The following is a 24,710-nucleotide window of genomic DNA, read 5'->3' on the forward strand; positions in this document are numbered from 1 at the left end:
TATACAGAACACGTTCGGTTTATCGATCATCCTCAGTTTACAGGAGCACCGCTGTGCCGACAACAGACGCATTCTACGCAGCCATCCGCCAGGAGCTCGAGTCCATTGAACAAGCCGGTCTGTTCAAGACCGAGCGTGTCATCGCCTCTCCCCAGGGCAGCCTTATCAGGACTACCGATGGGAAGGAAGTCATCAACCTGTGCGCTAACAACTATCTGGGCCTCTCGTCCCATCCGGAGGTCGTGGAGGCTGCGCATCGCGCGCTCGGCGAGCGTGGTTTTGGCTTGAGCTCCGTTCGGTTCATTTGTGGTACGCAAGACCTGCACAAGGCGCTCGAGGCGCGTCTCGCGAGCTTTCTCGGCACCGAGGACACGATCCTCTACGGCTCGGCCTTCGACGCGAACGGGGGGCTGTTCGAGACGCTCCTTGGTCCGCACGACGCTGTCATCAGCGACGAACTGAACCACGCGTCCATCATCGATGGCATCCGGCTCTGTAAAGCCAAGCGTTTCCGCTACAAGAACAATGACCTTGAGGATCTTCGCGAGCAGTTGAAGGCGGCCGATGCCGCAGGCGCACGTTTCAAGCTCGTCTTTACCGATGGCGTATTCTCGATGGATGGCACGATTGCCCGGCTCGACGAGATCCGCGAGATCTGCGACGAGTTCGGGGCGCTCCTCGGGATTGACGAGTGCCATGCCACCGGCTTCCTTGGGCAGCGCGGCCGCGGCTCTCACGAACACCGTGGGATCTTCGGAAAGGTCGACATCATCACCGGAACGCTCGGCAAAGCGCTTGGCGGCGCCTCGGGTGGCTTTACGAGTGGGCGAAAAGAAGTCGTGGCGTTGCTGCGCCAGCGCTCCCGGCCTTATCTTTTCTCGAACACGGTGGCGCCGTGCATCGTGGGGGCGACACTCAAGGTGCTCGACCTGCTCGAAGCCGATACCACGTTGCGAGACAAGCTCGAGCGCAATGCGCGGTACTTCCGCGGCAAGCTCGGCACGCTGGGTTTCGACGTGAAGCTCGGCGACCACCCCATCATTCCCGTCATGGTGTACGACGCGGAAAAGGCGCAGCGACTGTCCCGGCGTCTGCTGGAGCTGGGCGTCTATGTCATCGGTTTCTTCTATCCCGTGGTCCCCAAGGGGCAGGCACGCATCCGCGTACAGATCAGCGCCTTGCACGACAGCGCCGAGCTGGACCAGGCGTTGGAGGCGTTCGAGATCGCAGGCAAGGAACTGGGGATCATTCAATGACAAAGCCAGCCAGGGTTCTGATCATTGGCGCCAACGGCCAATTGGGAACAGAGTTGGCGTCGGCGCTGGCCGATCGCTATGGCAAGCAGAATGTCGTCACGAGCGACATGGTGCCGCACGGCCGCCACCCGCATCTCACGCATGAAATGCTCGACGTAACCGATCGGGCGCAACTCCGCGATGTCATCGAGCGGCATGGGATCACCCAGATCTATCACTTGGCAGCCGCATTGTCGGCAACCGGAGAGAAGTCGCCCACATGGGCGTGGCAACTCAACATGAACGGCCTGCTGAACGTGCTGGAGGCTGCGCGTCACCAGAAGCTCGACAAAGTATTCTGGCCCAGTTCGATTGCGGCATTCGGCCCGACAACGCCGCCGGACGCCACACCCCAAAGCACCATCATGGAGCCCAAGACCGTCTACGGCATCTCCAAGCTGGCGGGCGAAGGATGGTGCCGTTGGTACTTTGAGAACCATGGCGTGGATGTCCGGAGCGTGCGGTATCCAGGATTGATTTCCTACAAGACGCCTCCAGGTGGCGGAACCACGGACTACGCAATCGATATCTTCCATTCGGCGCTCAGGGCGCAACCCTATGCCTGCTTCCTGGAGAAAGATGAAGCCCTGCCAATGATGTACATGCCGGACGCCGTTCGCGCGACCATCGAGCTGATGGAGGCGCCCGGCGCCAGCATCTCCGAGCGGGGAAGCTACAACCTTGCGGGCTTGAGCTTCACGCCTGGCGATATCGCGAGCGAGATCCGGCGGCATTGCCCGGGGTTCGATGTCAGGTACGAGCCTGATTTCCGTCAGGAAATTGCCGGTGGATGGCCCGACTCTATCGACGACTCGGTAGCCAGGCGGGATTGGAACTGGAGACCTGAATTCGGCCTCAAGGAGATGGTGGCCGACATGCTGAAAAACCTGGCAACGCTGAACCAGGGTAGCGCCTTGGAATGCGTGAGCTGAGACCGGGTTGGCGCAGCAGGTAAAGCCAGGAACCCGGGCGCCGGCCGGCCTCGCGGCATGACAGCAGGCTGCGCGAAGGTCGTTGCACGGTAGCGCGGGAAACGTATTGACAGGGTCGAGACCCAGTGATAGAAGATCGCCTCGATTTCGGACGCTGGGATGCGTTGTCGGGGAATGACGGCGATCAGGACGATGCGCGATGCCGCGCGGGCGATAGACAAGGCGCGCAGCGCCGGCCGCATCGATCCGAATAACGATTACCAGAGGAGACAACTCATGATCACGGCTGCAAATCCAGCAATCCGACTTTCCGGCCGCGAGGGCCGGCTTCGACATCGGAGGGTTCATGCTGGCGCACTACCGGCGCGAAGCCGGGCAACCCGTATCCGGAAGGTCATTGCGCGCCGGAACCAATTCACGGGTGAGAGCCGTGCGGGTGCTGACAAGCGTTCGCGGGTCTGAGAGGAGATCAATATGACTGACGTAAGGAAACTGCTCGACGAAGAGCGGGCCCACGAGGAGAAGGATCTCCATCGCGGGCTCAAGGACCGGCACATCCAGATGATTGCCATCGGCGGCGCCATCGGTGTCGGACTGTTTCTGGGAGCAGGGCGCGCGATCGCCATCGCCGGCCCGGGACTGATGCTGAGTTATGCCATCGGCGGCGTGGCGATCTTCTTCATCATGCGCGCGCTGGGCGAGCTGCTGCTGTACCGCCCGGTGACAGGATCCTTTGCAACCTACGCCGAGGAGTTTGTCGGCCCCTTTGCCGGCTTCGCCACCGGCTGGTCGTACTGGTTCATGTGGGTGGTCACCGGGATGGCCGAGATCACCGCGGTCGCAGTCTACGTGCACTACTGGTTCCCGGACGTGCCGCAGTGGATACCGGCGCTGGCCACCCTGGCGGTGCTGTACCTGGTGAATTGCATCGCGGTCGCGGTATTCGGCGAGCTGGAATTCTGGTTCGCGCTGATCAAGGTGGTGACCATCATCGCCATGATCGTGATCGGGCTGGCGATCATCTTCTTCGGTGTGACACCGCTCGGCCCGACGGCCAGCTTCTCGAACCTGTGGACGCATGGCGGCTTCATGCCGTTCGGGACGCTCGGCGTGGTGCTGACCTTGCAGATCGTCATGTTCGCCTACCAGGGCGTGGAACTGATCGGTGTCACCGCGGGGGAGGCGCAGAATCCCGAGAAGGTGTTGCCGCATGCGACCAACGGCGTCGTCTGGCGCATCCTGATCTTCTACGTTGGCGCGCTGATCGTCATGATGGCGCTGGTGCCCTGGAATGAACTGAAGCCCGGCGTCAGCCCCTTCGTCTACGTGTTCGAGAGGATCGGCATTCCGGGGGCGGCCGCGATCGTCAATCTGGTCGTCATCACGGCGGCAGCCTCGTCTTGCAACAGCGGCATCTTCAGCACCGGGCGCATGCTGTACACGCTGGCGCAGTTTGGCCAGGCGCCGCGCGCCTTCGGCAGGGTCAGCAGCAAGCATGTGCCGTCCACCGCCATCACGTTCTCGGCCGTGCTGATGGGCATCGGCGTGCTGCTCAACTACATCGTGCCGGAGCAGGTCTTCGTCTGGGTCACCAGCATTTCGCTGGTCGGTTCGCTGTGGACCTGGTCGATCATCATGATTGCCCACCTCGGCTATCGCAAGGCAATCGCCGCCGGCCGGGTCAAGGCGGTGGACTTTCGCATGCCTGGCGCGCCTTATGCCAACTGGCTGGTGGTCGCCTTCATGATCGCGGTTGCGGCGCTGCTGTCGCTCGATCCGGGTACCCGGGTGGCGCTCTACGTGGCACCTGTGTGGTTCGCGCTGCTCGGCATCGGCTATCGGCTCACCAAATCGCGTGCGCCGCTTGAGGGGCATGTCCGAAAGTCGGCTTGATCACTGTCCCGCGCGCTGCCGGTGCTCCTACGCGGCGGCGCGCAACGCCGGACCCCGACCGGCTGAATCCGCAGTTGACTACGGAAGCTCGGAGCTGAGTCGGCGCGATCGAGCGTTGGCCGGCGACGAACTTCCGGGTTCGGCCAGGTACGGTCGATCGACAGAGAGGGCTAGATCGTCGACAATCAGACCGACCGCTTGGCTATCGAAGGAAGGAACGAATGGCGAATGATGAGCGCACCAAAATAATTTCCAGGAGAACGCCGGAATCAGCGGCCATGTCAGCAAACATCAAACGAGCGATGGCGATCACCGCCACTCTCAACCGGTTGACATTCAACGATGCGGATGCAGTCCGTGCCTTGTTCAGCGATCTCATCGGCAAGAAGGTGGACGACAACTTTTTATTGATACCACCGTTCTACACAACCGGCGGGGTCGATATCAGTATCGGGCGCAATGTCTTCGTCAATCAGAATTGCACTTTCTATGACCTTGGCGGACTCGACATTGCCGACGATGTGATGATTGGGCCGAACGTGAGCATCATCACATCTGGCCATCCCATTGAACCTTCCCAGCGGCATAACGGCGTAATCGCAAAGCCCATCGTGATTGAGAGAAACGTCTGGATCGCAGCCGGCGCGACCATTATCGGTGGCGTAACCGTAGGCGAGAACTCGGTTGTGGCAGCAGGATCGGTAGTCACCAAGGACGTCCCTCCGAATACTCTTGTCGGTGGAAATCCGGCGCGGGTTATTCGTTCGATTGCTGACTAAGGGAACATCTGCAAAGGGGCGGCTACTCGCCGAAGCCGGGTTATGAAGGTCCGCTCTTGAGAAAGGCGACTGCCCCTTGTGGGTCGAATTCGGCCCCATTCCTGCACATGGGAGAGTCGAGACGACCCGGGTGACCGTAACCGTATAGTTCAAGGGATCGTTCCGACGGCTGAATGCCGCCGATGGCGTTGAGACACTCCGTAGACCCGACTCCCGGCGAGATTTCAGGAGGGGAGAACCCCGAACCGACGATCGTTCAACACGGGCCGATCTGAGAGGTTGGCAACCGGCAGGCCCGGTCTGCTCAGCGGGTAGATTGGGTTTTCAACACGATCGGCCAGGAGCGGACCCTGACATTGACAATCCGCAAAGCGTCCACCATTATCCGGGGATGCCCCACATACGCCAGATGAACATGATGTGCTTCTCCATGACCGCCTTCGGCGGGCCATGAAGTCGTACGCATCCAGGATTCAGCGTATGACTCGAAGCCCCGCCAACAATGACGGGGCTTTTTAGTTCTCCGTCACTGATGGCCATGAACCGATGGCCATGAACGGAGAATGGAAATGCTGGAGATTCGACGAGCCAGGCGAAGCGATGCGCAGGCGGCATTCGATATTCGCCGTCTGGCGATACAACATCAATGCGGCACCGCCTATAGCCCGGAGCAGGTCCAGGCGTGGACAGACGTACCGCTCACGGAGTGGTATAGGGACCTGGTGGAAAATCACTTTCATCTGGTCTGCATCCAGGGGGATCCCGTCGCCACAGGCATGCTCGACCTTGAAAAGAGAGAGTTGGGGGCAATCTTTGTCCACCCCGACTTCATGCAACGCGGCGTAGGTATGAAGATGGTGACCCACCTCGAATGCCTGGCGCGCCAGGCCGAGTTAACTGAGATCAATATCGAGGCCACGTTGAACGCGGCCGCTTTTTACCGGCGATGTGGTTTCATCGGTGATAAGCCGTCTATCTACCAATCCCCCTCGGGACTTCGGCTGGCCTGCATGCCCATGGTGAAGAAGCTTGGTTTGGCCCCTTCCGAATGACGTCTTCGGGTTGGGGATTCAACCGGTGGATCGACCGGTTGAATCCTCAGCCGCTCTCCGGACCTTCGGCAGGTGGAGACCAGCGGGCCGCAATGGAGACCCGCGCGGATTCTCGGCGCCGCAAGCGCCTATCCAGTGCTGCCTTTAACCAGCCAACGATAATACGGACTTCCCAATCTGCTGTCGTTGTTCGATCAGCGCATGTGCCCTCTTCACATCGTCAAAGCCATAGTGGCTTGCGATGGGCATATGGATTTTCCCCGGGGCGAGTGCCTCGAAAATGCCATCCGCATGCCGATGTACCGTCCCCGGATCGGGGCGGTTGGGGCCTTTTGGAAAACCACGGGTCCAAGATCAATCTATTGAATGTCTTAGGGCCTCGAAGCTACGGCGCACACAGTCTGTTAGCCGATTAGCCAGGAATCCCACTGGAAAATGGTCCGATGTCACGGCGTAGCTATTGAACGGAACCACTTCAGAAAAAGGGATCTCGGTAACATTTTGCATTCGAAGCGCTCGGGAATCTATCGGGCTTACGATAGACGAGCCAAGGCCCTTGCTAACCATCGTGCAAATTGTCGAGGCGTATGGCGTCTCGATGGAAAGATGCCTGAGGTCATTGGGGAAATGACGATCTATCTGGTTTCGGTTTGGGCTACCCATGGGCAGCGATATGAAGTGTTCATTTTCAAAATCGCGTGGATACACGACATCATGCGCGGCCAGCCTATGTGAACTATTGACAATTACCACACCCCGAGCGGTATTGATCAGTTCAAAATCCAGGCTCGGTAAATCAGTGATAATAGAGCAGAATCCAACATCACAAAAACCAGTCGCCGTCCATTTTGCGACGACATCGGACCGCCCCAGATTAACCACAATCGGTATGTCTGGAAATATAGCCCTGAAAATCTGAAGGGCGTCGGGCAACACGCAGTGTGCAATCGAGCCTACGGCGCCCACGCGGAGCAAGCCGGTCCCTCGGCGGCGAATCGAATCCGCGCTTTCCCCCAGAGACTCCAGGCCGAGAAATGCGCGTTCCACGTCGGCATAAAACGCCTCCGCTTCCGCCGTCGGGATCAGCCGCGTCCCGATTCGTTGGAATAGTGTGAACCCAACCGTCTGCTCCAGGAGCGAGATCCATCTACTGACATTCGGCTGAGAGGTGTGGAGGAGTCCGGCTGCCGTGGTCATCGAACGCGTCTTCATCACGGCCCTGAACGCCTCGACTTGCTTGAAGTTCATGTGAGGTCCTCAAAAGCACACATTTTGGCCGACCCGCTCCGGCCGCGTGCACCGGATCCTATCATATCAATTTTGTATGAATAGCAGTGAAACGCCGATTTGACGTATGGTCCGCCTCATTCCAAACTGGTCGTATCCTATTAACAGAGTGCTGCCATCATGGAATCGAAAGTTAGCCGTCGACTCAAACAACCTCCCGCGAAAGAGGTTATTGATTACATTTTCCAGCCCCGCACGACCAGGGAATTCTTCGCGAAAAATTTCGCGATTCTGACTCAAATCAATTTCTCTCACCTGTTGATGCTTAACGACCAAGGCATTCTCGACCGGGAGACGTCGATTCAACTGGCCAATGCTCTGATAAAGATGCAGGAGGACGGCCCCGAAGCGGTCGAGCTCGACGCAGCACGAGAAGATGCATATTTCAACTACGAAGCGCATCTGATTAGGCTGGTAGGTCAGGACATCGGTGGTCGCTTGCATACGGCACGCAGTCGCAACGATATGGGCGCCACCAACGATCGGATTCGCGCGCGCGATTTCATTCTACGCATCAGTCGGGCATTGACCGCTGTCGCTGGCGCCGCGGCGGCGCAAGCGGAGAGGTTCGCCACCTATGTGATGCCTGGATACACGCACATGCAGGCTGCGCAGCCCATCACCTATGGGTTCTATCTGTCGGGACTGGTCGATGCCTGGTCCCGGGATATTGATCGCCTCATGCACGTCCTGGAAACGACAGACAATTGCCCGCTTGGCGCCTGTGCCTTGGCCGGCACCTCGTTCCCCATCGATCGGGCGTCGACCAGTTCGCTGCTGGGCTTCTCCCGGCCCATGGCGAACTCGCTGGACGGGGTTGCGTCACGCGACTTCGCATTGGAACTGAGCGCGGTGCTCTCGATCATGATGATCACTTGCAGCCGGATGGTGCAGGATTTCTACATCTGGTCGACGCCGGAGTTCGGATTCCTGTCGTTTCCCGACAGCATTGCCGGCACGTCCAGCATCATGCCGCAAAAGAAGAATCCGGTCGTTCTGGAGTATCTGCGGGGGAAGACATCCCATCTGATCGGACTGACGTCGGCCGCACTGACGACAGTCAAATCTACCCATTTTTCGCACTCGGGCGACAGTAGCCGGGAAAGCACGAGGACGTGCTGGGAGAGCTGCGAGGAAGCCGTAAAGGCTCTCGAACTGATGAAACTGCTTGTGGAACGCGTTGAGCCAAATCGGCTGCGCATGGCAGACCGTGCTGCGCAGGACTTCTCGGCTGTCACCGATCTGGCTGACCTGCTGGTCCGAAAAGCCGACCTCTCGTTCCGGGACGCGCATCACATCATTGGCGCTGTCGTTCGGCAAGCGCTTGACCAAGGAATCCCTGCTACGGGGATTACTGCCCAAATGATCGATGCCGCAGCGCTCGAACAGGTGGGGCGAAGGGCCTCACTATCGGAAGACGATATCGGCGAGTGCCTGGATCCGGTTCGCAACGTTGCCGCGCGCCGGTCGTATGGCGCGCCGGCTCCGGATGGCGTCCTCCAGCACATTGGCGAGCAAAAGCGCTCACTCAAAGAGAAGACAGATGCAATCGATGCGGTTGGTCACCGGCTCGTCGAAGCACAAACGTTGTTGGAACGACGTACCCGCGCGCTCGTTTCCGCTGAGTCCGACCAAGGCGTGTAGTTCCTACGCCTATTCACCGAGGAATCGAGCGATGTCCAAGTTCGTTGTAGTTCTCGCCTTTGCCATGGGTGTCGTTTCGGCAGCAAACGCTGAAACCTACCCGGACAAACCAATCAATCTCGTAGTGCCGTTCGCGCCCGGCGGCACCGTCAATCTCACAGCGCGCCTTCTTGCCACACGGATGTCAGAAGTGTTGGGGCAGCCGGTTGTTGTCGACAACAGGGCCGGGGCCGGAGGGAACATCGGAGCCGCCTACGTTGCGCGCGCGAAATCCGATGGCTATACGCTCTTGTACGCGACGCCGGCGAATCAAGTGATTCAGCCACTGCTATCCAAGAACCTGCCTTTCTCGCCGTCAAGAGATTTCAAGCCGGTCGCGCTATTTGCTACCGTCCCGAATGTGTTGGTGGTGTCAGAAAACACTCCTGCCAAGAATATGGCCGAATTGCTGCGGTATGCCAAGGCAAATCCCGGAAAGCTGAACATGGGATCGGCCGGGATGGGGTCGGCAAACCACATGGTCGGTGAACTGTTCATGCTCAGGACCGGCACGGCGTTCACCCATGTTCCCTACAAAGGTGCTGGCCCTGCTACTGCGGATCTCCTGGCAGGTCAGGTACAGGTGCTCTTTGTCAATCTTCCGACGGTGCAACCCTATATAAAACCGGGCAAGGTTCGCGTGCTAGCCATTGCGAGCAAGGAGCGAAGCCCGGCGATTCCTGACATTCCGACTTTCGACGAGTTGGGTATCAAGGATGCGAACACAGAATCGTGGTCTGCCCTGATGGCGCCGGCTAATACGAGTCCGCAGGTGATCAAGAAACTCCAGGACACCGTGATCTCGATTGCGAACGACAAGTCCACGATCCAGCAATTGGCTGCTCAGGGCGCACGCCCTTTGCCAGGCACGGCTGCCGACCTCCAGAAGCTGATCAACGAAGACACCAAGCGTTGGACTGAAGTCATTCAGCATGCGAAGGTCCAGATTGACTAGCCGGTAACGGCGTGAGTCAGAGGCAGTTGCGAGCGGTGGGCGGCTAGGACAGGCGTGCGATCTCCTCCAGCAGTGCCGCCTCCATCGCTTCGATCGGCGCGCGTGCGCAGCCGGTATAGAACTCGACCTGGGCGCAAGCCTGGTGCAGCATCATGCGCGTGCCGTCGATGGTGCGGCAGCCAAGCGCGGCGGCATCGCGGATCAGCTTGCTCCTGACCGGGATAAAGGCAGCGTCCATGACGATCAGGTGGGCGGCGAGCTGCCCGGCGACGGGGTTGACATCGGGTGCGCGAAAGCCGGCGGCCGTCGCGTTGGCGAGCATGTCGAAGTCTGCCGCCCGGAAGTCGGACAACGCACCGCCAAAGCGCAGGCCAAGCGAGGCGGCCAGTTCCTCGCCGCGCGCCGCGGTGCGGTTGAATAGGGTCACGGCGGCGCCGGCCTCGCGCAATCCATAGGCCATGGCACGCGCCGCGCCTCCGGCGCCCAGCAGCGCGATGCGCTTGCCTGGCAGCTCGGTCACCTCCTGGAAGGCGCGTACGGCGCCGATGCAATCGGTGTTGTAGCCGGTCAGCACGCCATCGACATTGTTGATGGTATTGACCGCGCCGATGGCGCGCGCGGTCTCGTCGAGGTGGTCGAGGTGGGGGATCACGGTCTGCTTGTGCGGCATCGATACATTCATGCCGCGCACGCCCAGCGCCCGGATCGATTGCACGGCGCCGGGCACGTCCTGCACGCCGAAGCAGACGAAGGTGTAGTCGATCTCCAGCGCCCGATAGGCCGCATTGTGGATACGCACATTGAAGGTGAAAGGCTCGCCCATGATCGAGCCGCACAGCGTGGGAATGGAACGGGGCATTGCGGATGGTCCTCGCGGGGAAGATTGAACGGTTGCCTAAGCAGCGATGGCTGCCAGATCGAAGCGCGCGGCGGGTGGCCGGCCGGCCAGCGCGTCCAGCAGATTGCGCGTGGCCAGTTCCGCCATGGCGCGGCGGGTTTCATGCGTGGCTGAGCCGATGTGGGGCAGGGCCGTCACCCGCGGATGGCAGCGCAGCGGCGAATCCTGCGGCAGCGGTTCGGTGGCAAAGACGTCGAGCCCGGCCGCGCGCAGGTGGCCGCTGTCGAGTGCCGCGAGCAGCGCGTCTTCCTGCACGATCTGGCCGCGGGCGCCGTTGACAAAGATGGCACCCGGTTTCATCAGTGCGAACTCGCGCTGCCCCATCAAGCCGCGCGTGCTCTCGGTCAGCGGCAGCGTGACCGCGACGATATCGGCGCGCCGCAAGGCGTCATCGAGTTCCGTGCGGGTGGTGCGCCCCACGAGATCGGGCGGTTCGGCGGCGGTCTCGTTGACGTAAAGCACCTCCATGCCGAAGCCAAGCGCCGCGCGGCGTGCCACCGCCTGCCCGATGCGCCCGAAACCGAGGATCGCCAGCGTCTTGCCGTGCACGTCCCAGCCGAACAGGCTTTCACCGATATTGGCGGCCCAGCGGCCTTCGCGCACATGGGCGGCGAGCTCGACCAGGCGGCGGCTGGCCGCCATGATGAGCGCGAAGACGGTGTCGGCGGTGGTTTCGGTGAGTACGCCGGGCGTATGGCAGAGCGTAATGCCACGCCGGCGCAGGCAGGCGAGGTCATAGTTGTCGACCCCCACCGAAATGCTTGAGATCACTTCCAGCTGGCCGGCTTCGGCCAGTTCGGCCGCGCCTAGCTTGACGCTGGAGCCGATCAGGCCGTGCGCGTTTGCTAGCGCGGCGCGAAAGGCCGGCCGTTGCGCCGGCTGGCGCGGGTCGGCGACGATCACGTCATGCTCCAATTCGATCCGGGCGAGCAGGTCGGGCGGAATGGGACGGAACACCAGTACATTCTTGCGCATCGCAAATCCTTGCTGTGAATTCACAGGTTGCTGGCCGCCAGCAGGGCATGGGTCGGCAGGCCTTCGGTATCGCCACGGACCTGCACCGCCCGCGCGCCGATCCATGCGCCGCGCCGGACGGCATCGGCCACCGGCCGGCCTTCCAGCAGCGCGCTGATGACGCCCACGGCAAAGCCGTCTCCTGCGCCGACGGTGTCGACGACACGCTCGACGCTGAACGCCGGAACATGGCCGGTGCCGGCATCGCCATCGAAGTAGGCGCCTTCCGCGCCCAGCTTCACGACTACCAGCCTGGCGCCGCGCCTACGGTAAAAGGCGGCAATGCGTTCGGGCTCCGCATGGCCGGTCAGGAAGCGGCCTTCCTCGATGCCGGGCAGCACCCAGTCGCACTGTTGGGCCAGATCGTTCAACGTCTCGCGCATCAGCTCGGGCGTGGCCCACAACGCGGGGCGCAGATTGGGATCGAACGAGATCGTGCGGCCGGCAGCCCGCATGGTGGCGATGGCCTGGCGCGTGGCGGCCTGCGTGCCTTCGGCCAGCGCGGGAAACACGCCGGTGACGTGCAGGTGCCGTGAGCGCCGTAGCCACCGGTCGTCCAGATGCCCCGGGTTCATGCGGCTTGCGGCCGATCCGCGGCGGTGATATTCCACGGGCGGATCGCTGCCGTCGTCGACCCGTCCCTTGAACTGGAAGCCAGTGCGCTCGCCGGCCTCGCACACCACCTGGCTGCAATCCACGCCTTCGCGCCGCATTTCGCCGAGCAGGTAGCGGGCCATCGAATCATCGCCGAGGCGGCTGGCCCATCCGACCCTCAGGCCCAGGCGCGACAGGCCGATGGCCACATTGGTCTCGGCGCCGGCGGTGCGCTTGTGGAAGGTCTGCACGCCTTCGAGCGGCCCGGCTTCACCGGCCACCAGCATCAGCATTGCCTCGCCCAGCGTCACCACATCCAGATCGGGGCTCATGCGGGGATCTCCACCGAATGCAGCAGTTCGACATGGTTGCGCGTGACCTGTACCAGGTCTTCCCCTTGCAGCGGAAACTCAATGGCGCGCGCAACGCCGGCGGGCAGGCGGCGCAATACGCTGCGCCATGGCGCAGCCGATAGGTCCAGCGGCACCGCGATCCACTTGGCAGGCGTGCGCAGCACGCCTTTGCAATGCACGTAGCCCACCTGGGCGGCGAAGACCTGCGCGGCGTCGAGGGGATCTTCGCCCGTCCAGTGCCAGTTGCCCATATCGAAGGTCATCGGCACCGTCTTGCCGAGTGCCGTGGCACGCGCGAAGAAGTCGCGCAGCGGCGGTACGGTGCCGGCGCTGGCGGTCTGGTCGTTTTCCACGACGAGCTCGATGCCGCCGTGCCGCAGCCACGGGAGCAATCCTTCAAGTGCCGTGCCTTGGCGATAGCCACCCAGCGACATCTTGACCCGGCCGGCACCGAGCGCCAGCGCGGTCGTGAAGGCGCGGTCGAGCGCGGCGAGGTCGAGGCTGCCGGTTTCGCTCCAGAGCCCCTCCGGGCTTGACCAGACCACGGCCAGCCCGTGCTGTTCGGCGACCTCGCGCTGTTCCCTGACTTCATCCTTGTGTCCGCGCTGGAGTTCGCCGCGGTATTCGACGCCGTCGGCCCCGGCCGCCGCGGCAATCCGCGCCAGTGCCGCCTGCCCGTCGCGTTGGGCCAGGTCCGCGCCATAGGCCGTGAGCGAGATCAGCACCGGCGGCTGCAAAGAACTACCTGCTTGCCGCTGGGTCATTTCAAGGCTCCCGCGCTGAGGAATTGCTGTAGTTCCGGTGTGCGTGGCTGCGCGAACAGCGCCTTTGACGGGCCCGCCTCGTGCACCTTGCCCTGGTGCATGAAGATGGTGGTATGGGCCATGCGGCGCGCGAACTCCATCTCATGCGTCACCAGCACCATGGTCATGCCGGAAGCGGCCAGGTTTTCCATGACGCGCAGCACCTCCGCCGTCAGCTCCGGATCAAGCGCGGAGGTCACTTCGTCGAACAGCATCACCTTGGGCTCCATCGCCAGCGAACGGGCGATGGCCACGCGCTGCTGCTGGCCGCCCGAGAGCTGCTCGGGGTAGCAGTCCTTCTTGTCCTGCAGGCCGACCTGGGCCAGCACCTGGTCGACGATGCCGTCGATCTTGCCCGTGGCCATCTTCTTGACGATGGAAGGCGCCAGCGCAATGTTCTCGCCCACCGTCAGGTGCGGAAAGAGGTTGTAGCTCTGGAACACCATGCCTACGTCGCGGCGCAGGTCGAGCAGCCGCTTCCTGTCGTGATCCAGCTTGTGCCCGGCGACCGTGATATTGCCGGCGTTGATGGTTTCCAGGCCGTTCAGGCAGCGCAGCATGGTGCTCTTGCCGGAACCGCTGCGGCCGATGATGGCGACCACCTGGCCTGGCTCGATGGCAAACGACACGCCCTTCAGGACTTCGACGGGGCCATAGGATTTGTGCACGCCTTGTGCTTCAACGATGGGCATGGAGCCTCCTTTCCATGCGCCTGGCTGCCGAAGAAAGCGGGAAGCAAAGCGCGAAGTAGATAAGTGCGACGACGACGAAGACCGCGAAGGGCTGGAAGGTCGCGTTGTTGATCAGCTGGCCGGCGCGGGTGAGTTCGATGACGCCGATGATGGAAGTGATCGAGGTGTTCTTGACCAGCTGGACCGAGAAGCCCACCGTGGGCGGCAGGGCCAGCCGCACGGCCTGCGGCAGCACGACATGGCGCAGTTGCTGCCAGCGGGTGAGGGCGAGCGCCTCGCTGGCCTCCCACTGCCCTTGCGGCACGGCCTCGATGCAGCCCCGCCAGATCTCGCCAAGATAAGCGCTGGCGTAGATCGACATCGCCAGCATGGCCGCGACCATCGGCGACAGCTTGAGCCCGAGCACGGAGAGACCGTAGTAGCTCAGGAACAGCACGATCAGCACCGGCGTGCCTTGCACGATCTGGATATAGACCGTGCTGGCGAGGCGCAGCAGGGCGCTTCTGGAGGTCCGCCCCAGCGCCACCAGGAAGCCGGCCAGCGTGCCGCCGACGAAGGCCAGCAAGGTCACCCACAGCGTCCAGCGTGCTGCCAGGAGCAGGATTTCCAGATGATTCCAGGAGAACTCGGTGATCATTTCGCGCTCCCTGCAACAGCTGGCGTCAGCGCCGCATGCGCCAGGGGCGCAACGCGGGCAGTGCGCGCAGCCTTCCTGGCGCGCGCCACCACGCGGCGGCGCCTGAACACCAGATTGCCGATCAGGGCAAACATGGCGCGCAACAGCAGTGCCAACCCGATGTAGATGAACATGACAAGGATGTAGCTCTCGAAGGTGCGGAAGGTCTGCGAATCGACCTGGCTGGCGACCGCCGTGAGCTCTTCCACCGAGATCGCCGACACCACGCTCGAAGTCAGCATCATCAGCGTGAACTGGCTGGTCAGCGCCGGATAGACTTTCTCGAAGGCCGGCACCAGGGCGACGTGGCGGATCAACTGCCAGCGCGTCATGCCCAGCGCGGCGGCGGCTTCGAGCTGTGAGCGATGAACCGCCTGCAAGCCGGCCCGGATGATCTCGGTCGAGTAGGCGCCGAGGTTGACCGTCATGGCAATCACCGCGGCGGTGATGGCATCGATCTGCAGGCCGATGGTAGGCAAGCCGAAGAAGATGATGAAGAGCTGGATCAGGAAGGGCGTGTTGCGGATCGCCTCGACGTATACCCTGGCGGCGCGCTGGAGCCAGGGGCCGCCAAACGCTGCCGCGATGGCGCCGGCGGTACCGACCAGCGTGCCAAGCAGGATCGAGCCGAAGCTGAGCGCCAGCGTCATGGCCGCGCCGTCCGCAAAGCGGTCCAGCTGCGACAGCACCGGGCTCCATTCAAATTGATAGTTCATGCGGGTCTCCTGGCGCGCAGGCTGACGCCCGCGCGCAACGTCGGGCTTGCCGGGGTCAGAACGTTTGCAGCGCGGGCAGCGCCTTGCCGGTCCACTTCTGCGCAATGGCGTCGAGTTCGCCATTGAGCTTGACGTAGGAGATGGTGGTGTTGAGCCACTGGCGCAGCTCGAAAGCGTCCTTGCGCACGGCCATCGAGTTCGGTTGCACCGAGAACGCAAACTTGGCATCGAACTTGCCGGCGCCGCGTGCCTTCATGATCTCGTTGCCGGTGGTGCTGGGCAGGGCAATGGCTTCGACCTGGTTGCTGATCAGTGCTTGCGCACAGGTGGCGTCGTCCTCGAAGCGGACGATGCTCATGCCGGGCACCACCAGGCGGGTCAGTGCCGTGTCTTGCGTGGTGCCGCGCGTCACGCCAACCTTCTTCTTTCCAAGCTCAGCCAGCTTGGCGTACTTGGCCGCGACCGGCGCGAAGATGGTCAGCTCGAACGCGCTGTAGGGCGAGCTGAACATGATGGCCCGCGCCCGCTCGGGCGTCGGCGCCAGGGTGGCGACGAGGAAATCGACCTTGCCGGCTTCCAGCGCCGGAATGCGGCTGGGAGAGGTGAGCGGCACGATATCGACCGGCACGCCGAGGTACTTGCCCAGCAGGTTGGCGACGTCGACATCGTAGCCGGCGGGCTTGCCGGTGGCGTCCGTGGTGCCGAAGGGCGGCGCGCCCGTCACCACGCCGATGGTGACCTTGCCCCTCTTGACGATCTCGGCGACGGTCTGTGCCTGGACGCCGGCCGAGGCGCTGGCCAGGACCAGCAGCGTGAGCACGGGCGCGGCAATCTGGCGCAACAAGCGTTGGATAGTCATCAATGTCTCCTGCACGTTCTGTGGAATGCGTCGCTGGCGTCGCAGCGATCGGAAAGTACGGTTCTGAAACCGGTTTCAGGATTATAGGAAACCGGTTTCAGAACTCCAGCAGTGGAAACCCTTACGGGTGAAATTGGGGGATGGGGCGGGGGGCGGGGGAGAGGGTGGGCGCTCGTTACGCCCTCGCGTCGCCAGGAACCACTGTCGGGTTCCTGTCAGCCGCGGCGCGTCGACCCGCGCTTGACCAGGGTGCCAGGCAACAAGACCTGGCGCGGCGCAAGCTGCGCGCCTTGCAGCCGCTCGATCAGGCAGTTGGTGGCGGCGCGTCCGATATCGTCGGTCGGCTGGGAAATGGTGCTCAGGCCGGGGCCGACCAGGGCAGCCCATTCCGGATCATCGAACCCGATCAGGCCGAGGTCGGTGCCGAGCTGCCACCCCAGCCTGGCGGCGGCAGCGGCCACGCGCAGCGAGATCACCGCATTGGCCGCCAGCACGGCTACCGGCGCCTTGCCGGCGTCGCGGCGCAGGGCGCGCAGCGCTTCGTCCAGGGCGTCGTCGTCACCGGGGCGGGCTTCGAACACGCTGCCGCCAAGCGAGTCGGCGTGTTCCGCGACGAAGTTCTGGAAGGCCCGGGCCCGCTCGTTGCGCGAACTGATGGCCTTGATCGGCTCGCTGATGAAGAGCAAGCGCCGGTAGCCGGCTTCGAGCAAGTGGCCGGCAGCCTCGTGGACCGCGGAAAGGTTATCCAGGGCCACCAGGTCGACTTCCGCGTCGCCGACCTTGCGGTCGACCAGCACGACCGGCTTGCCCAGTTGCGCGGCATCGGCAAGGGCGCCGGCGTCGTGGCCCAGCGTGTGCAGGATGAAGCCCTCGACCCGGTAAGCCGACAGCGAGCGAATGGCTTCGCGCTCCAGTTGCTCGTCATTGCCCAGGTTGAACAGCATCACCATATAGCCAGCGTCGCGGCAGGCCTTCTCCACACCACGCAGCACGGCCACCGAGAACGAGTTGGAAACGTCCGCCACCACCAGCCCGATCAGGCGCGACTTGCCGCGCTTGAGCGCTTGCGCCATGGGACTCGGGCTATAGCCCAGCGCGCGCACGGCTGCGGCCACGCGTGCCTCCACGTCGGCGGACAACTGCTCGCCGCCCCGGTTCAGGAAGCGCGATACCGTTGCTTTCGAGACGCCCGCATGGTTGGCAACGTCCTGGATGGTGAGTTTCTCTGCGGGCTTCAGGTCGGACTTGGGTTGTGTCACAGCGCGTGGCATGGGAAGTTGGTCTCGGTGAAACCAGTTTCAGGATTATGCATCGTGCGTACCTGACTTGCCAGCACGCCGGCCTTCGCGCAGATCCGCCGGCTGGTGACGGGCATGCCGGTCGTGTTTGCGTCGCGTTGTTCGTCACGCAGAACGCGTATCCGCGCGAGGCGCTGGCCGAGGCGATCATGCGCTGTGCGGAAGAGGCCCGGGCCGCACCTGCGCGATAATGGCGGCCTTACTATCGGAGTGAGGCAACATGGGCCATGGAACGCCGTCGCTGGACATGCGCCTTGCGCATCTGCTGAAGGACAAATCCGTCACCGGCGCCTGCCTGGCGCACGTGCGCGAGGACTCGGTCGACGTGGCCGCCGCCGGCGTGAGGAACCAGGACACCGCCGAGCCGGTGGATGCCGGCACCGTGTTCGGCGCGGCATCGCTCACCAAGCCGATTGTCTCGTACGCCTTGCTGCAGCTTGTCGACGCCGGCGTGCTGGATCTTGACGAGCCGCTGTCGCGCTCGGCCCAGCCGATCGTGCCGGACGATGCGGCCTCGGCGCGCATCACCATGCGCCACGTGCTAACGCATACGTGTGGGCTGCAGAACCTGCGCGACAAGAATCCGCTGCGGCTGCACTTTGCTCCTGGCGCGTGGTTCAGCTACTCCAGCCTGGGGTTCATTTTTCTGCAGTCTGCCGTTGAGGCAAAAACAGGGGAAACCCTGGAAGCGATCCTGCGGCGCCTGGTGTTCGAGCCACTCGGGATGCGCTCGTCGAGCCTGGAGTGGCAGGATCGGTTCCTCGCGAATGCGGCCAACCCGCATGAGGCGGCGCAGCGGCTAGACGTGCATCGCCCGCCCGCGGCGAGCGCCTCCTATTCGCTGCAAACCACGGCCGGCGACTACGGCGCTTTTGTTGCCGCCGTGCTTCGGGGCGATGGGCTCAGTGCCTCGACCTGGCAACAATGGCTGACGGCGAGCGTCATGGTGCCAAAAGGAGAAATCGTCTACCTCGATGGCGCGCCGGCTGCCACGGAGCCGGACATCGGCTGGGGGCTGGGGTGGGGCGTCGAGCCCAGCCGGGGCACGTTCTTCCAGTGGGGCAAGATGCAAGGCGTGAGGGCATTCGTGATGGGCAGCACCGAGCAGCGCGCGGGCGTCGTGCTGCTCACCAACAGCAACACAGGCTTGCGGCTGATGGAGGATGCCACCCGCGCGGCGCTGCCCGGAGAACACCCTGCGGTTCGTTGGCTAGCGCACGGGGTCAGCGAGTAGACACAGGCCGTGGCGCGGCGCAGTGGCGCCGGCGCAGGTTCTCCGTGGTCTCGCCAGTGCCGTCCGCGCGCCAGCCGGGCGGCAGCATCACGTAACGGATGGCGGTCCATGCATTGCCCGCCGACGCGATATCCCGCGCGAGGCTGACCCAGTGCTCGAACTGATTGACGAGCGGGTTGCGCGTGCGCGTCGGGGTTACCAGGCCGTAACGGCACGGTTCGTCGGCGCGTTCCTCGACGTAGGTGCCGAACAGGCGATCGAAGACGATCAGCACGCCGCCGTAGTTGGCATCCAGGTAATCGGCATTCGACGCGTGGTGCACGCGATGCGCCGACGGCGTGTTGAACACGTATTCGAGCCAGCCGAGCTTGGGCATCCACGTGTTGTGCAGCCAGAACTGATACAGCAGGTTGAACATCAGCGTGGCGAGCACGACCTCAGGGCGCACGCCAAGCCAGACGAGCGGCGCGAAGAACATCGCCGAGCCGCTCAGCTTGCTGGTCCAGCCAAGCCGATAGGCAGACGACAGCGTCAACTGGTTCGGCGAGTGATGCACCGCATGCGTGGCCCAGAAAAAACGGATGCGATGCGACGCGCGGTGATACCAGTAGTAGCAGAACTCCTGGCCGACAAACAGCAGCAGCGCCATCAGCGCGCTGTTGATCGTGACGGTAAAGAGGCGATGATCCCAGGCGAAGGCGAAGATCGGCGTTGCCAGCGAGAGCGGCAGCAGCGCGAACAGCTTGCCGCCCACCAGGTCGGCCAGCGACAGCCATGTTTCATTCCAGTCGAACGGCGCGGCGCTGTGGCGCAGCGTTCGGGTGAGCACGAACGCCTCGATCAGCGAGACGGCGACGATGAACGACGTGGCTAACGCGACATAGAGCGCGATGTTTCCAGTGGTGTGCATGATGGGCGCGGGACAGGTTGGGGTGGGGCGCGTCGTCTGCGGCAGTGACCGCCGTCGCGTCGGGTGAGGCCACTGTAGTGGGCGGCCGCCGCCAGAACCAGACGGAAACTATGTCGCTCGATGTCACTGGATCCGTCTGCCCGGCCGGTGTAACACCGCGACATGTTTTCCATGGCGAATGTTTCGCACCCTCGTCCTATAGTTCGTCCCGTTTCCAGGCCGCAGTGCGTGACCTGGCCCGAACCCGAACCCGAAGGACATCCCATGAAACGCCATCACGTTGTCACAGCGGCCGCCTCGCTGATCCTCCTCGCCAGCACCCCGGTCTTCGCTGGCTGGTCGGGCCACGGCACGGCCTACACGCCGCACGGCGTCTACAACGGCGCGCATGCCGGTTCATGCGCAGGCGCAAGCTGTTCGCACGCCGATGGCGTCGCCGGCCCCTACGGCGGGATCGCGACGAATACCGGCACGGTGACCCGTACCGCGCCGGGGCAGTTCTCCAACTCGGGCACGGCGACCGGGCCCAACGGCCGCTCGGTACAGCACGCTGGCGACACCAGTTGCGCCGGCGGCACCTGCTCGCACACGGGCAACCTCACCGGGCCAAATGGCCAGACCGCCTCCACGGCGGGCAGCGTGACGCGTGACGCGCCGGGCCAGTATTCATCGTCGGGCACGATCACCGGCTCGAACGGCAACACGGTCAGCCACGCGGCATCGACCACCTGCGCCGGCGCGACGTGCGCCCGTTCGGGGACGGTGACCGGCGCGGAAGGCGGCACCGTCACCCACTCTGGCACCGCGACGCGCGTGGCGCCGGGTGTCGTGACGACGGGCGGCGGCACCACGGTGGTACATGGCGGCACGGTGACGACCGCAGGCACGGTCACGACCGGCGGCACGGTGACCACCGTGGGCGCCACCGTGGCGGTTGGCACCGCGCCGGTGGTCGTCACCCCCGCGCCGGTGGCTTATGTGCCGCCGCCTCCGGTGGCCTATGTGCAGCCCACGCCTGTCTACCTGCCGCCCGCGCAGCCCCCGAAGGCGGTCTACGTCGCCCCGCCGGCGCCCAAGGTGGTGGTGGTTGCGCCGCCGCCCCCGCCGCGGGTTGTGTATGTCGCGCCGCGTGCCGTCTACGTGGCACGGGCGCCGCGTGCGGCGGTCATGGTGCCCGGACATTGGGTCGGCCGCGTCTGGGTGCCTGCGCACTGGGCCTGACAGCCATCAGCCCTATCTGATTGTTCCGAATTGTTCCGGATCGATGCGGATTGATGCGGATCGATTACCCCCGCCGGCATCGAATATCGGCTACACCACGGAGAACACCATGAAGCAGATGATCGCGGTTTTGATTTTGTGTATTGTTTCTGCAGGCGCATCGGCGCAGAGCGTCGCGCCACCAGCGGGTGGCAGCGCGCGGGTGGAACGTGCGATGCAGCAATTGCAGATGCGCTTCGCCAATGCCAACACGACGCGCGACGGCAAGCTGACCCGGGAACAAGCGGCGGCGGGCATGCCGATGGTCGCCAGCCATTTCGACGAGATCGACACGCAGCAGGCCGGATACGTCACGTTGGCGCAGATCGAGGGGTTCATGAGACAGAAGGCAATGGCCCGCTGACCACCGCTGATCACAGGCGATTCGCGTTCCTTGCCGGAGACGCGCCATGGAGCAGGTGAACAGGATTATCGTGCTCGATGATGAGGCCGAGCTGCGCAACATGCTGCAACGGTTCCTGACCGGGCACGGCTTCCAGGTGCGCGCGGTCGCCGATGGCAAGCGGCTTGACCGCTACCTGCAGCGCGAGCCGTACGACCTGCTCGTGCTGGACCTGATGATGGAACCGGAAGATGGCCTGGCCATTTGCCGCCGGCTGCGCGCCGAAGGGCAGACGCTGCCCATCCTGATGCTGACCGCCAAGGGCGATCCGGTCGACAGGGTGGTCGGGCTTGAGACCGGCGCCGACGACTATCTCGCCAAGCCATTCCTCCCGGACGAACTGGTGGCACGGATCCGCGCACTGCTGCGCCGGCAGAAGATGGCGGCTGGAGATCCGACCGTGACCTCGCAGACCTTGCGCTTCGGCGATTTCGCATTCGATGTTGGCAAGCAGACGCTGGAGCGCGGCGGTGAGCCGGTCGAAGTGCACTCCGCGCAGATGCTGCTGCTGCACGCGCTAGGGTCGTCGCCAAACCGCCCGGTGAGCCGCGAGAACCTGCTGGCGCGCGCCCGCGGCCGCGACCATGACGCCCTTGACCGCAGCATCGACGTACAGATCCTGCGGCTGCGCCAGATCGTCGAAGACGATCCGTCCAAGCCGCGCTTCATCAAGACCGTGTGGGGCGTCGGCTACATGCTGGTCGCCGGCGTCGGGCCGTGATGCGGCTCGCGCTGCCCCGCTCGCTGCTCGCGCGCAACATCGCCCTGCTGGTGGCGCTCGTGGCGCTGACCCAGGTCAGCGCGCTCACCGTGTTGCTGCATTTCGTGCAGCGCCCACACATCGAGCGTGCGGCGATCATCTTTTCCGACTACGTGAAGACGCTCGACCGCGTCTTTGCCGCCATGCCGCCCGAGCAGGGCCGCGCGGCGGCGGCACGGCTCGGGGCGCAGGCGCAGCCGCCGGAGCAAGGCGTAGAGGCGCCGCATGCCAGTCCGCTCCACTTCTTTCGTACCTACCAGCGCGACGTCTTCATGGAGGCATTGCAGCGCTATCTGCCGCCGGACATGGCGGTGCGATGGCAGACGGGGAACGGCGAGAGGGAGGGGGAAGGGGAGCAACTATGGATTCGCGTACACGTGGATGGCGTGCCCCAATGGATCGCCTTGCCGATGACCGAAGACGCGCAGGCGAGCGGCGTCACCACCGCGCTGGCGCTGTCGGCGGCCTTCACGTTGCTCGCGGCGCTCACGGGTTACCTGATCCAGCTGCACATCAACCGTCCGCTGCAGGATCTGGCGCGCGCGGCACGCCACGTCAGCGCCGGCGAAGCCCCCGTGCCTCTGCCCACCAGCGGGCCGACGGAAATCGCCCAGGTGAGCGGCGCGTTCAACCAGATGACGCAGGCATTGCAGCAGGCGGAGGCCACACGCGCGCTGATGCTGGCCGGCGTGTCGCATGATATCCGCACGCCGCTCACCAAGCTGCGTCTGGCGATGGCCATGGCAATGCCGCGCGGCGCCGCCGATCTGTTCGTGGCATCGGCGCAGGGCTATCTCGATCAGATCGACACGATCCTCCAGCAGTTCATGGACTACGCGGGCAGTGGCGAACGCGAGGTGCCCCAGCCTGGTGACCTCAATGCGCTCGTTAGCCAGCTTGCCGCGGATTATGCCGGGCTTGGGCATGAGTTCGAGCTTTCGCTCGGCAGCGTGCCGGCGCTTTCGTTCCGGCCGGTGAGCCTGATGCGGCTGCTGATGAACCTGATGCACAACGCGGTCGTCTACGGACGAACCGGCTTGTTCGTGCGCACCTGGGCCGAGGGCGATACGGCCTATGCCGCCGTGTGCGACCGGGGCAGCGGCATCAGCGCGCAGGAGCTGGAGCAGCTCAAGGCGCCCTTTAGCCGCGGCAGCAACGCGCGCGGCCATTCGGGCGGCACCGGCCTGGGCCTGGCGATCGTGGAGCGCATTGCGCGCCTGCACGGCGGCTCCTTGCAGTTCCGCGCCCGCGAGGGCGGGGGGCTGGAAGCGGTGGTGGCGTTGCCGCTGCACCGGCCATCGGCCTCAGGCGAAGCCGTGCATTCCGTACGCCCGGGCTCGACGCAAGCATGACATCGCGCGACATATTTCCTGCATGGCGCGCGCAGCCAGTTCCTCCCATACTTGCGTCTGCAGGTTGCGGCTCACACCGATAGCAGATGAGCCGCACGCAAGCAGGCGTGATCTCCGATGGTTTCTGATCCTGAGGATCGCATGATTGTCGGCGACATCTTCTCGGCAGATTTTCGGCAATCGGCGGCAATTTTTCGGCAATTGGCGCCGCGATGGTGCCGATGACAGGAACAACATGCAGACTTCATACCCACTCCTAAAGCACAACGCCACGCGTCTGGCGATGACGGCATTGGCGGCAGGATCGCTCTTGATGGCGGGCTGCGCCTGGGGCGTCACCGGCGTGACTCAGGCCAGCGCCATGCCTCAGGCACAGGTGCAGGCGGACATCATTTATGTGCAAGCCTTCGATGCCAGCCCGGATCAGGTGAAACTGGACAGCGGCATGGTGCAGAAGCTCAAGACGATGGTCGCCGGCGGGTCCGCGGCCAGCGAGCAGAGCCAGGCGGCGCGCGAAGTGAGCGAGCAGGTGTCCGATGAAGTCGTGCGCCAGCTGCAGTCCCAGGGACTGCGCGCGGTACGCGCGGACGGCCCCGCGCCCGCGCACAGCAATGCGCTGATCGTCGAGGGAAGCATCCAGAAGATCGACGAGGGCAAGCGTCGGCGCCGCTTGCTGATCGGCCTTGGCGCAGGCAAGAGCGAGGTCGGCGCGTCGGTCCGGATCCTGTACAAGCCGGCGGACGGCGCGCCCATGCCGCTGCAGAGTTTCGCGGCCGAGGCCAACAGCGGCCACATGCCGGGCGTGGCTGAAACCGCCGGCGTCGGTGCCGCCGCCGGCCATCTCGCGATGTCCGCAGCCGCCGGCGCGGGCTTGCATGGCGTGTCCGAGGTCAAGCGCGACAGTATCTCCGCGGATGCCCGGCGCCTGGGCGATTCGATCGCGAAGCAGGTCGTGGCGGCGAATGCCGCAAACGGGTGGATGTCGGCGGTGCCGGTGGAGTGACGGGGCGAG

Annotated in this window: 25 protein-coding genes; 13 read left to right on the top strand and 12 right to left on the bottom strand. The window is 63.9% G+C overall.

Going from position 1 to position 24,710, the window contains the following annotated elements; genetic code table 11:
- Positions 1–53: 53 nt before the first annotated feature.
- The 5 genes from kbl to AC07XB_RS01745 all read left to right on the top strand — a co-directional run bounded on the left by kbl (position 54) and on the right by AC07XB_RS01745 (position 5,951).
- Positions 54–1,256 (top strand): glycine C-acetyltransferase, encoded by a 1,203-nt coding sequence (kbl, locus tag AC07XB_RS01725; RefSeq protein WP_492373703.1) that lies wholly within the window; start codon positions 54–56, stop codon positions 1,254–1,256.
- Positions 1,253–2,227 (top strand): NAD-dependent epimerase/dehydratase family protein, encoded by a 975-nt coding sequence (locus AC07XB_RS01730; protein ID WP_492373702.1) that lies wholly within the window; start codon positions 1,253–1,255, stop codon positions 2,225–2,227. Before kbl ends, AC07XB_RS01730 begins: the two co-directional genes overlap by 4 nt.
- A 474-nt stretch (positions 2,228–2,701) precedes the next feature.
- Positions 2,702–4,120 (top strand): amino acid permease, encoded by a 1,419-nt coding sequence (locus AC07XB_RS01735; protein WP_492373701.1) that lies wholly within the window; start codon positions 2,702–2,704, stop codon positions 4,118–4,120.
- A gap of 221 nt (positions 4,121–4,341) precedes the next feature.
- Complete coding sequence (locus tag AC07XB_RS01740; protein WP_492373700.1) at positions 4,342–4,899, top strand: sugar O-acetyltransferase; 558 nt, start codon at positions 4,342–4,344, stop codon at positions 4,897–4,899.
- Positions 4,900–5,462: 563 nt separating this feature from the next.
- Positions 5,463–5,951 (top strand): GNAT family N-acetyltransferase, encoded by a 489-nt coding sequence (locus AC07XB_RS01745; protein ID WP_492827223.1) that lies wholly within the window; start codon positions 5,463–5,465, stop codon positions 5,949–5,951.
- Positions 5,952–6,095: 144 nt separating this feature from the next.
- On the opposite strand, the gene AC07XB_RS01750 is transcribed toward AC07XB_RS01745, so the two are convergent.
- Entirely contained in the window at positions 6,096–6,233 is a 138-nt protein-coding gene (locus AC07XB_RS01750) for a zinc-binding dehydrogenase (protein ID WP_492827357.1), read from the bottom strand.
- A 72-nt stretch (positions 6,234–6,305) separates the two neighbouring features.
- Positions 6,306–7,199, bottom strand: a complete 894-nt coding sequence (locus AC07XB_RS01755; protein WP_492810090.1) for a LysR substrate-binding domain-containing protein — start codon at positions 7,197–7,199, stop codon at positions 6,306–6,308.
- A gap of 159 nt (positions 7,200–7,358) precedes the next feature.
- Between AC07XB_RS01755 and argH the strand changes: the two genes are divergently transcribed.
- Both argH and AC07XB_RS01765 read left to right on the top strand, forming a co-directional pair.
- On the top strand, positions 7,359–8,882 hold the full coding sequence (gene argH, locus AC07XB_RS01760) for an argininosuccinate lyase (RefSeq protein WP_492827221.1): 1,524 nt from the start codon (positions 7,359–7,361) through the stop codon (positions 8,880–8,882).
- Positions 8,883–8,913: 31 nt separating this feature from the next.
- Positions 8,914–9,876, top strand: coding sequence for a Bug family tripartite tricarboxylate transporter substrate binding protein (locus AC07XB_RS01765; RefSeq protein ID WP_492827219.1), 963 nt, complete (start codon positions 8,914–8,916; stop codon positions 9,874–9,876).
- Positions 9,877–9,919: 43 nt separating this feature from the next.
- On the opposite strand, the gene AC07XB_RS01770 is transcribed toward AC07XB_RS01765, so the two are convergent.
- The 9 genes from AC07XB_RS01770 to AC07XB_RS01810 form a co-directional block, all read right to left on the bottom strand.
- On the bottom strand, positions 9,920–10,735 hold the full coding sequence (locus AC07XB_RS01770; protein WP_492373696.1) for a shikimate dehydrogenase family protein: 816 nt from the start codon (positions 10,733–10,735) through the stop codon (positions 9,920–9,922).
- A gap of 36 nt (positions 10,736–10,771) precedes the next feature.
- On the bottom strand, positions 10,772–11,749 hold the full coding sequence (locus tag AC07XB_RS01775) for a 2-hydroxyacid dehydrogenase (RefSeq protein WP_492827217.1): 978 nt from the start codon (positions 11,747–11,749) through the stop codon (positions 10,772–10,774).
- 20 nt (positions 11,750–11,769) lie between these two features.
- Complete coding sequence (locus AC07XB_RS01780; protein ID WP_492827215.1) at positions 11,770–12,714, bottom strand: sugar kinase; 945 nt, start codon at positions 12,712–12,714, stop codon at positions 11,770–11,772.
- A complete protein-coding gene (locus tag AC07XB_RS01785) occupies positions 12,711–13,499 on the bottom strand; it encodes a sugar phosphate isomerase/epimerase family protein (protein WP_492827213.1) in 789 nt (262 codons plus the stop codon). Before AC07XB_RS01785 ends, AC07XB_RS01780 begins: the two co-directional genes overlap by 4 nt.
- Entirely contained in the window at positions 13,496–14,230 is a 735-nt protein-coding gene (locus AC07XB_RS01790) for an amino acid ABC transporter ATP-binding protein (protein WP_492373692.1), read from the bottom strand. The genes AC07XB_RS01785 and AC07XB_RS01790 overlap by 4 nt, the downstream gene beginning before the upstream one ends.
- A complete protein-coding gene (locus AC07XB_RS01795; RefSeq protein WP_150985829.1) occupies positions 14,217–14,867 on the bottom strand; it encodes an amino acid ABC transporter permease in 651 nt (216 codons plus the stop codon). Before AC07XB_RS01795 ends, AC07XB_RS01790 begins: the two co-directional genes overlap by 14 nt.
- The gene (locus AC07XB_RS01800; protein ID WP_492373691.1) at positions 14,864–15,622 is read right to left on the bottom strand and encodes an amino acid ABC transporter permease; all 759 of its coding nucleotides are present in this window, start codon (positions 15,620–15,622) and stop codon (positions 14,864–14,866) included. Before AC07XB_RS01800 ends, AC07XB_RS01795 begins: the two co-directional genes overlap by 4 nt.
- Positions 15,623–15,677: 55 nt before the next feature.
- Complete coding sequence (locus AC07XB_RS01805; protein ID WP_492373690.1) at positions 15,678–16,481, bottom strand: transporter substrate-binding domain-containing protein; 804 nt, start codon at positions 16,479–16,481, stop codon at positions 15,678–15,680.
- A 215-nt stretch (positions 16,482–16,696) separates the two neighbouring features.
- A complete protein-coding gene (locus AC07XB_RS01810) occupies positions 16,697–17,752 on the bottom strand; it encodes a LacI family DNA-binding transcriptional regulator (RefSeq protein ID WP_492374928.1) in 1,056 nt (351 codons plus the stop codon).
- Positions 17,753–17,999: 247 nt separating this feature from the next.
- Here AC07XB_RS01810 and AC07XB_RS01815 point away from each other — a divergent pair, with 247 nt between their 5' ends.
- The gene (locus tag AC07XB_RS01815) at positions 18,000–19,013 is read left to right on the top strand and encodes a serine hydrolase domain-containing protein (protein ID WP_492827210.1); all 1,014 of its coding nucleotides are present in this window, start codon (positions 18,000–18,002) and stop codon (positions 19,011–19,013) included.
- Here AC07XB_RS01815 and AC07XB_RS01820 read toward each other — a convergent pair.
- Positions 19,003–19,923, bottom strand: a complete 921-nt coding sequence (locus AC07XB_RS01820; RefSeq protein ID WP_492374931.1) for a sterol desaturase family protein — start codon at positions 19,921–19,923, stop codon at positions 19,003–19,005. The genes AC07XB_RS01815 and AC07XB_RS01820 overlap by 11 nt on opposite strands.
- A 264-nt stretch (positions 19,924–20,187) precedes the next feature.
- Here AC07XB_RS01820 and AC07XB_RS01825 point away from each other — a divergent pair, with 264 nt between their 5' ends.
- From AC07XB_RS01825 to AC07XB_RS01845, 5 genes are all read left to right on the top strand, one after another.
- A complete protein-coding gene (locus AC07XB_RS01825; RefSeq protein WP_492827208.1) occupies positions 20,188–21,144 on the top strand; it encodes a hypothetical protein in 957 nt (318 codons plus the stop codon).
- A 109-nt stretch (positions 21,145–21,253) separates the two neighbouring features.
- Positions 21,254–21,547: an EF-hand domain-containing protein gene (locus AC07XB_RS01830; protein ID WP_492374933.1), complete on the top strand. Its 294-nt coding sequence runs from the start codon at positions 21,254–21,256 to the stop codon at positions 21,545–21,547.
- Between the two features lie 46 nt (positions 21,548–21,593).
- Positions 21,594–22,307 carry a response regulator gene (locus tag AC07XB_RS01835; protein ID WP_150985838.1) on the top strand — a complete coding sequence of 238 codons (714 nt, stop codon included), beginning with the start codon at positions 21,594–21,596 and terminating at the stop codon, positions 22,305–22,307.
- Positions 22,307–23,698, top strand: coding sequence for an ATP-binding protein (locus AC07XB_RS01840; RefSeq protein ID WP_492827355.1), 1,392 nt, complete (start codon positions 22,307–22,309; stop codon positions 23,696–23,698). The genes AC07XB_RS01835 and AC07XB_RS01840 overlap by 1 nt, the downstream gene beginning before the upstream one ends.
- 235 nt (positions 23,699–23,933) lie before the next feature.
- Positions 23,934–24,701, top strand: a complete 768-nt coding sequence (locus AC07XB_RS01845; RefSeq protein WP_492827206.1) for a DUF4410 domain-containing protein — start codon at positions 23,934–23,936, stop codon at positions 24,699–24,701.
- The last annotated feature ends 9 nt before the right edge of the window (positions 24,702–24,710 follow it).

The sequence above is a fragment of the Cupriavidus sp. GW821-FHT02F09 genome (assembly GCF_059421605.1).

Bases quoted from the DNA above. Each gene is read 5' to 3' on its own strand.
- AC07XB_RS01730 (WP_492373702.1), top strand. From the start codon at position 1,253: ATGACAAAGCCAGCCAGGGTTCTGATCATTGGCGCCAACGGCCAATTG.
- AC07XB_RS01735 (WP_492373701.1), top strand. From the start codon at position 2,702: ATGACTGACGTAAGGAAACTGCTCGACGAAGAGCGGGCCCACGAGGAG.
- AC07XB_RS01740 (WP_492373700.1), top strand. From the start codon at position 4,342: ATGGCGAATGATGAGCGCACCAAAATAATTTCCAGGAGAACGCCGGAA.
- AC07XB_RS01745 (WP_492827223.1), top strand. From the start codon at position 5,463: ATGGAAATGCTGGAGATTCGACGAGCCAGGCGAAGCGATGCGCAGGCG.
- AC07XB_RS01755 (WP_492810090.1), bottom strand. From the start codon at position 7,199: ATGAACTTCAAGCAAGTCGAGGCGTTCAGGGCCGTGATGAAGACGCGT.
- argH (WP_492827221.1), top strand. From the start codon at position 7,359: ATGGAATCGAAAGTTAGCCGTCGACTCAAACAACCTCCCGCGAAAGAG.
- AC07XB_RS01765 (WP_492827219.1), top strand. From the start codon at position 8,914: ATGTCCAAGTTCGTTGTAGTTCTCGCCTTTGCCATGGGTGTCGTTTCG.
- AC07XB_RS01770 (WP_492373696.1), bottom strand. From the start codon at position 10,735: ATGCCCCGTTCCATTCCCACGCTGTGCGGCTCGATCATGGGCGAGCCT.
- AC07XB_RS01775 (WP_492827217.1), bottom strand. From the start codon at position 11,749: ATGCGCAAGAATGTACTGGTGTTCCGTCCCATTCCGCCCGACCTGCTC.
- AC07XB_RS01780 (WP_492827215.1), bottom strand. From the start codon at position 12,714: ATGAGCCCCGATCTGGATGTGGTGACGCTGGGCGAGGCAATGCTGATG.
- AC07XB_RS01785 (WP_492827213.1), bottom strand. From the start codon at position 13,499: ATGACCCAGCGGCAAGCAGGTAGTTCTTTGCAGCCGCCGGTGCTGATC.
- AC07XB_RS01790 (WP_492373692.1), bottom strand. From the start codon at position 14,230: ATGCCCATCGTTGAAGCACAAGGCGTGCACAAATCCTATGGCCCCGTC.
- AC07XB_RS01795 (WP_150985829.1), bottom strand. From the start codon at position 14,867: ATGATCACCGAGTTCTCCTGGAATCATCTGGAAATCCTGCTCCTGGCA.
- AC07XB_RS01800 (WP_492373691.1), bottom strand. From the start codon at position 15,622: ATGAACTATCAATTTGAATGGAGCCCGGTGCTGTCGCAGCTGGACCGC.
- AC07XB_RS01805 (WP_492373690.1), bottom strand. From the start codon at position 16,481: ATGACTATCCAACGCTTGTTGCGCCAGATTGCCGCGCCCGTGCTCACG.
- AC07XB_RS01810 (WP_492374928.1), bottom strand. From the start codon at position 17,752: ATGCCACGCGCTGTGACACAACCCAAGTCCGACCTGAAGCCCGCAGAG.
- AC07XB_RS01815 (WP_492827210.1), top strand. From the start codon at position 18,000: ATGGGCCATGGAACGCCGTCGCTGGACATGCGCCTTGCGCATCTGCTG.
- AC07XB_RS01820 (WP_492374931.1), bottom strand. From the start codon at position 19,923: ATGCACACCACTGGAAACATCGCGCTCTATGTCGCGTTAGCCACGTCG.
- AC07XB_RS01825 (WP_492827208.1), top strand. From the start codon at position 20,188: ATGAAACGCCATCACGTTGTCACAGCGGCCGCCTCGCTGATCCTCCTC.
- AC07XB_RS01830 (WP_492374933.1), top strand. From the start codon at position 21,254: ATGAAGCAGATGATCGCGGTTTTGATTTTGTGTATTGTTTCTGCAGGC.
- AC07XB_RS01835 (WP_150985838.1), top strand. From the start codon at position 21,594: ATGGAGCAGGTGAACAGGATTATCGTGCTCGATGATGAGGCCGAGCTG.
- AC07XB_RS01840 (WP_492827355.1), top strand. From the start codon at position 22,307: ATGCGGCTCGCGCTGCCCCGCTCGCTGCTCGCGCGCAACATCGCCCTG.
- AC07XB_RS01845 (WP_492827206.1), top strand. From the start codon at position 23,934: ATGCAGACTTCATACCCACTCCTAAAGCACAACGCCACGCGTCTGGCG.